This is a genomic window from Paenarthrobacter sp. CM16, from assembly GCF_013179505.1.
Taxonomy (GTDB): Bacteria; Actinomycetota; Actinomycetes; order Actinomycetales; family Micrococcaceae; genus Arthrobacter.
Genome location: NZ_JABMCX010000306.1, coordinates 1 through 5345, shown reverse-complemented (window position 1 = coordinate 5345; position 5345 = coordinate 1). Strand labels below are relative to the sequence as shown.

Sequence of the window (5345 nt, the reverse complement as noted above, 5' to 3'; positions counted from 1 at the left end):
TGGCAATAAGAAGGGTATCGAAACGGCTCATGCGCGGGCCTCCGGACGTGTGACGATCATGCGCACCGGCGTGGGGTTGAAGCCGTTGCAGGGGTTGTTGATTTGGGGGCAGTTGGACACCAGCACCAGCGTGTCCACCTCGGCGCGCAGAGCTACGCGCTTGCCGGGCGCGGACAGCCCGTCCACAATGCCGAGTGCACCGTCAGGGTCCACCGGCACGTTCATGAACCAGTTGATGTTGGACACCAGGTCCTTCTTGCCGAGGTCCCACTTGGCGCCTTCAATGAGGAAGTTCTCAACGCAGGCGTGCTGTTCATGGGTGTGCTGGCCGTAGCGGAGGGTGTTGGATTCCTGCGAGCAGGCACCGCCGATGGTGTCGTGGATACCGACTTCATCGGCCACCACCGTCATGAGTTCCTGGCCGCTGTCTGCACGGAGTACGGAGCCGGTGGTCAGGAAGATCGAACCCTGGGTTGCGATGGTCACAGCAGCGGAGTACCGCGTACTGGTGTCCTTGGCGGCGTAGAGGATGCAGTCCACGGCCTGGTTGCCGTCGAGGTCCACGATCGTGAGGACATCGCCGGCCGCCACCACGGCGGACCATGGGCCGCGGGCTTCCACCAGTTCGTCCAGAATTACTGTTCCAGGGATCAAAGCAGGGGCTGTTGCCACGGCGTTCATGCGGAAGTCCTCGCGTTGTAGTCGGCTTCTGTGTTGTGGAGGGCAAGTCGCCCCTCCGGGCCAAGGTCGACCCCCAGGGTTCCGTCCCTGACCGCCTCAAGGTCCTGTGGAGCCTGCCAGGCAACGATGTCCACAGCGCTGCCGGTGAACTTCGCACGCGGGTCCAGCGGGTGGGCGGTATTGGCCAGGACCAGCACCGCATCCATGTGGAGGAGAAGTTCGACGGCGGTACCGTCACCGGCGCTGCCAACGAACTGGATGCGGCCATCAGGGTCTACGGTGATGCCCTTGAAGAACGAGATCGACGGCGGCAGTTGCCTTTGGCTGACCCCGTGCTTCATGCCGCCAAGGGTGAGGAGTTCGCGGCCTGCCGGTGATGCACTATGGGCTGATCCGGCACCGTACTTGGCGGTGTTGCCCGTCAGGTGCGTGGTGCCGGTCAGGGCATCATGCTTGCCGGAAGAATCAGCCACCACGGTTGCCATCAGACGGCCGGCGTCGGATAACAAGGGGTGCCCTGTGGTGATGTACGCCTGCCAGGGGACCTTGACGGTGTCGGCAACATTGAGCCTCTCGTGCCGGGCCCCGCTGCGGATGATGACAGCGTGAACGCAAGCATCGCCGTCGAGGTCTGTGATCCTGATGCGCGTCCCGCGCGCCAGTTCCAGGTGCGTGTAGCGGCCGAAGGCCAGCGTTTCGGCCCAGGTCAGCGCGCCTGCTGCCTCCCCGGGGAGGTCCTCGGTGAGACGCGCCGGTGCCGACGTGGGCGGGACGTGGATCATGGTCTCGGCCGTGCGCCCATGCTGGGCACGGGCGTGCAGTTTGGCGCCGGCTGTTGTGGCGGTGCCGGGAGTGCTTTCGAGAGTCTGTGTCATGGCAATCATTTCTTTACTTGAGCAGCGTGGTGTGGTGGTGCGGGTCAGGCGGCGGTGGCAGATTCCGTGGCCATTGCGGCCTTGTTTTCGCGGATCCGGATATTCCGCCGCACCCATATACCCAGGACCAGGACGGCGCTCACCATGATGGGAGCGGAGAAGAGCAGGATCCCGTGTTCGCCGGAGGGGTCGTACACCTCGGGGCGTGGCCAGGAAAGGTTGATGACCATCAGGGCGCCGTAGAGCACGGCCAGGATGTTGACGGGCAGTCCCCAACGGCCCAAGGAGAAGAGTCCTGCCGGCATGGTCTGGCCCACACGGTCCCAGTCGCCCCGGAAACGGCTGAGCAGCTGCGGGACCGTGACCATCAGGTACGCCAGGTACACCATCACGATGCACACACTGCAGAGGGTGGTGAAGAGCGCGGAGTTGCCGATGTTGATGGCCAGGATTCCCACAGCCAAGGCTCCAATCGCGATGGAGGGCCACATGGGAGTTCCGCGCTTGGCGTGGACCTTTGCGAGGCTGGCCGAGGCCGGGAGTTTGCCGTCGCGGGCCATGGAGAACACCAGCCGTGAGCCTGCCGTCTGGATGGCCAGGGTGCAGACAAAGATGGCAATCGCAACGTCCACCAAGAGCACCTTGCCCCAGAACGTGCCCAACACAGCCGTCAGGACGTAGGGGAGTCCCTCGGTGGCGAGCCTGCCGTCGTCGAGACTTGGCGCTGCCATGAGTGCAGCGATAATCATGAGTCCGCCCCCAATGCCGGAGATGATGAGCGCGGAGAGGATGGTGCGCGGTGCGGTCTTGCGGGGGTTCTTGGTTTCCTCAGACAGTTCGCCGGCGGAGTTGAAGCCCACCATCACGTAGGCGGCCATCAAACCGGAGACGAGGAAGGCACCCACGGCGCCGAGGTCCGAGGTAGTAACCACACTGACGTCAGCTACTACTTCCGGGCCGCGCTGCGCGGCTGAGAACAGGGCCAGGATCACCGCGGCAACGCCCACAATCTCGCAGGTGACGCCAATGGAGTTCACATGGGACATCAGCTTCACGCCGAGGCAATTGATCACAGTGGTGAGTACCAGGAGGATGGCGCCGAGGATGACGGCGTTGGCTGCGCCCGTCGGGGACGTCAACGCGGGGTCTCCGCCCACCAGTTGGAAGCCCTCCCACAACTGCGGAAGCACAACCTGGAGGGCGATTGCCGCCGCCGCAGCTGTAATGACCTGGGCGATCGACATGAACCAGCCGGCAAACCAGCCCACCACCTCACCGCCCATGCGGCGCGACCACTGGTAGACGGCGCCGGACAGCGGGTAACGGGCGGCGAGTTCGGCGAAGTTCAGGGCCACCAGAAGCTGGCCGACCAGCACAACCGGCCAGGTCCAGAAGAAGGCCGGTCCGGCGAAGGAATAGCCGAAGGCGAAGAGCTGGAAGATGGTGGTGAGGATGGAGACGAACGAAAAACCTGCGGCAAACGATGCGTAACGGCCCAGCTTGCGGTGCAACGTGGGCTGGTAGCCAAGGGCTGTCAGGTCTGCGTCGTCGGTGCGGTTGGCCGTCGTCGAAAGGGTGGAAGTCATCGGGTTTCTCCGTGTCTGGAACGGGATGTGGGACCAGCCCGGAGAAGGTTTGACTGCCCTTCCGGAATATCGGTCACTTGATAGTTTTCCAGCGCGGTGTCCCCACGGCGTTTCGGCAATGTAAAGCCTTGGTTACCGCTCGTTTCGGGAATGTAAAGGAATTCTCACCGTCTCTGCGCGGCTCCCGGAACGGCCTTTTTGAGGATGCTGCGATGCAAGAATGAAAGCGTGACTACAACCGGACCGGGACGCCCCCGCAAACAGCAAGCGATACGCCCGGGCGCCACTGCCCGCGACGAAATCCTGGACGCGGCGGCGGAGCTCTTCACAAGTCAGGGGTTCGCTAATACGTCCACCCGGGCTATTGCTGACGCGGTGGGAATCCGGCAGTCATCCCTCTATCACCACTTCTCCACCAAGGACGAGATCCTCGGGGAGCTACTCGGCGGGACGGTATCCACCAGCTTGGCTTTCGCCCGCGCTATGCGGGATCATTCCGACGACGCCGGCCCGGATGCTTTTGCGGCACAGTTGCACGCAGTGGTCCTCTTCGACGGTTCGCAGCTCTGCACTTCCCGCTGGAACCTCGGGGTCCTCTACCACCTGCCGGAGGCCAGGGCGGAAATCTTCCAGCCCTTCATGGCAGCACGGACGGAACTCCGGACCATCTACGGGGAGTTGGGGCGGGAATTGGCGGCCGTTTCCCAAGCGGACGCCGGCCTCGGTGATACCGCGTTCAGGCTGGTGGAGTCGCTGATCAACCTCCGCGCGGACGGGCTGATCTCCAAGGACTCGGCGTCCACTACGGCCGACACGGTGATGATCCTTGCCGGACTGAGGGAGAAACTCCAGGCGGTGAGGGCTGCCAGCGACGAACTCATCAGCCGGTATGGAGAGGTCAATAGTCGTGGACAAGCCTCTGATTCGGCGCTCGCAGCGAAGAGCGCCTAGTAATCCACCTGCCGCTTGAGTTTGTTCCCGAGCCACAGCATCGCCAGGCTTACCACCAGGAAGCCAACGGAGATAGCGAGGGCAAACACCACCACGCCACCCCAACCGCCTGCACGGGCCGGGTCAATGAACCAGTACGGGTACCAGTTGACGAAGGCGCCCCGGACCAGGCTGTAGACCAGGTAGCCGATGGGGTAGAGCAGCCAGTACCAAACGTGCTTGAGCTGCAGGGTTGCCCGCGGCGGTTGGAAGAGCCAGTCAGCCACCATCACCACGGGGATCAGGTAGTGGACCACAAAGTTGACCCAGGGAAGCAGGGAACCGAGGTCCTCACCGGCGAGCAAAGCGCCGAACACCAGACCAACCACGGCCATGGCGATGGTGGCGGTTCCCCGAGTGACGTCATCAATTTCGCTGGGCCTCTTCCGGATCAGCACCCGGTAGCCGCTGATGAGGAGCACCAACGCTGCGAAGATATTGGACAGGTTGGTGAAGTAGCTGAAGAAGTTCCAGAGGTCATAGCCCATGCCCAGGTGAACTGTCAGCTGCGTTCCCACCGCCACCAAGGTCAGAAGACCAAAGAAAAACCGTCCCCCGATAAGCACATTCCGTTTGGTCATGTTTCCCATCCTTGCCGACCCCGCGCCGCGAACAGCCCCGACACCCCGAGACAGCTACGTGATCAGCAATTCGAGGGCCTCGGCAAGATGTCCGACCTCCCTAACGGAGAAGCCGTCCGGGATAACGCCCGCACCTGCAGGGCTGGCCGGAACTATGGCGTGGGTGAAGCCGAGCCGGTGTGCTTCCTGGATGCGCTGGTTGATCCCGGGAACAGGACGGACCTCACCGGCCAGGCCCACCTCGCCGAAGGCAATCAAACGCTGAGGGAGAGCCTTCCGGGACTTGGCCGAAGCAACGGCCAAGGCAACGGCCAGGTCTGTTGCCGGTTCGGTCAGCTTCACGCCGCCCACCGTTGCCACATAGGAATCGTCCTTGTGCAGCATGCACCCGGCACGCTGCTGCAGCACTGCCAGCAGCATGGCCACGCGGGAACTCTCCAATCCGCTGGTGGCCCGCCGCGGCTGGGAATTGGCGCTCTCGGCCAGGAGTGATTGAACCTCGGCAAGGAGCGGCCGACGGCCCTCCATGGTCACCGTGATGCAGGTACCCGAAACGGGCTCCCGGGTCCGTGAGACGAACAAGCCGCTCGGATCAGCCAGTCCCTCAATGCCGGTCTCGTTAAGGTCAAAGC

General features: G+C 63.4%; 6 protein-coding genes. 1 reads left to right on the top strand and 5 read right to left on the bottom strand.

Annotation, left to right across the window (positions count from 1 at the left end):
• Positions 1–27: 27 nt before the first annotated feature.
• The 3 genes from HP499_RS20280 to HP499_RS20270 are packed head-to-tail and all read right to left on the bottom strand — an operon-like array spanning position 28 to position 3142.
• The gene (locus HP499_RS20280) at positions 28–681 is read right to left on the bottom strand and encodes an urea amidolyase associated protein UAAP2 (protein ID WP_026541666.1); all 654 of its coding nucleotides are present in this window, start codon (positions 679–681) and stop codon (positions 28–30) included.
• Positions 678–1556: an urea amidolyase associated protein UAAP1 gene (locus HP499_RS20275; RefSeq protein ID WP_172325937.1), complete on the bottom strand. Its 879-nt coding sequence runs from the start codon at positions 1554–1556 to the stop codon at positions 678–680. The genes HP499_RS20280 and HP499_RS20275 overlap by 4 nt, the downstream gene beginning before the upstream one ends.
• Positions 1557–1600: 44 nt before the next feature.
• Positions 1601–3142, bottom strand: coding sequence for an amino acid permease (locus HP499_RS20270; RefSeq protein WP_172325936.1), 1542 nt, complete (start codon positions 3140–3142; stop codon positions 1601–1603).
• Between the two features lie 228 nt (positions 3143–3370).
• Between HP499_RS20270 and HP499_RS20265 the strand changes: the two genes are divergently transcribed.
• Positions 3371–4093 carry a TetR family transcriptional regulator gene (locus HP499_RS20265; protein WP_172325935.1) on the top strand — a complete coding sequence of 241 codons (723 nt, stop codon included), beginning with the start codon at positions 3371–3373 and terminating at the stop codon, positions 4091–4093.
• Here HP499_RS20265 and HP499_RS20260 read toward each other — a convergent pair.
• Complete coding sequence (locus tag HP499_RS20260; protein ID WP_172325934.1) at positions 4090–4713, bottom strand: Pr6Pr family membrane protein; 624 nt, start codon at positions 4711–4713, stop codon at positions 4090–4092. The genes HP499_RS20265 and HP499_RS20260 overlap by 4 nt on opposite strands.
• Positions 4714–4767: 54 nt before the next feature.
• Positions 4768–5345, bottom strand: a 578-nt coding sequence (locus HP499_RS20255; protein ID WP_305849753.1) for a magnesium chelatase domain-containing protein, incomplete at its 5' end; no start/stop codon positions are given.